Source organism: Streptomyces sp. P5F9 (assembly GCF_057961495.1).
The window spans coordinates 1-780 of the sequence record NZ_JBXVPZ010001011.1; the positions used below are offsets into that span (position 1 = coordinate 1).

Annotated in this window: 2 protein-coding genes; both read left to right on the forward strand. The window is 72.8% G+C overall.

The features are described from left to right. Positions 1–118: LPXTG cell wall anchor domain-containing protein (locus AC31A1_RS52135; RefSeq protein WP_489660032.1), on the forward strand; the 118-nt coding region annotated here is incomplete at its 5' end. 31 nt (positions 119–149) lie between these two features. Next, positions 150–780: GntR family transcriptional regulator (locus tag AC31A1_RS52140; protein WP_489660031.1), on the forward strand; the 631-nt coding region annotated here is incomplete at its 3' end.

A 780-nucleotide genomic window follows, 5' to 3' on the forward strand; every position in this document is an offset into this window, starting at 1 on the left:
GTCGTTCACCGACGAGCTCGCCAGCACCGGAATCGGCCCCGAACACCTCGTCCTCGCCGCCGTGTCCGTCCTCCTCGTCACCAGCGGCGCTCTGCTGCTGGCCCGGAGGCGCCGGTAACGCGGGCCGCCACCTCTGCGACGATCTACGCGTGGACTACCCGAACGACCAGGCCCCCGGCGCCCCCGTCCGCTCCGGCATCCCGGAGCACGGCCGCATCCCCAAGTACTACGCGGTCAAGGCTCAAATCGCCGTGCTCGTCGACGAGTTGGGGGAGGGCGGCCTGATCCCGACCGAGCGCGACCTCTCCGAGCGGTACGAGGTCGCCCGCGAGACCGTGCGGCAGGCGCTGCGCGAACTCGTGCTGGAGGGCAGGCTGCGCCGGCAGGGCCGCGGCACGGTCGTCGCGGGTCCCAAGCTGGAGCAGCCGCTGTCCCTGGCCAGCTACACCGAGGGCGTACGGCGGCAGGGGCGCACCCCGGGCCGCAGCCTCGTCACGCTCGACCGCTTCCCCTGCACCGACGCGCTCGCCGCCGAGACCGGGCTGACCCGCGGCGAACCCGTCTGGCATCTGGAGCGCGTCCTGCTCGCCGACGACGAGCGGGTCGGGCTCGAAAGCACCTACGTCTCCGTCGCCCGGGTCCCGCACCTGGACACCGACTTCGAGCCCGACTCCTCCTTCTACGGCTACCTCAACGCGCGCGGCATCCACTTCGGCGACGCCGACGAACGCATCGAGACCGTGCTCGCCACCCCGCGCGAGGCCCTCCTCATCGGCACCC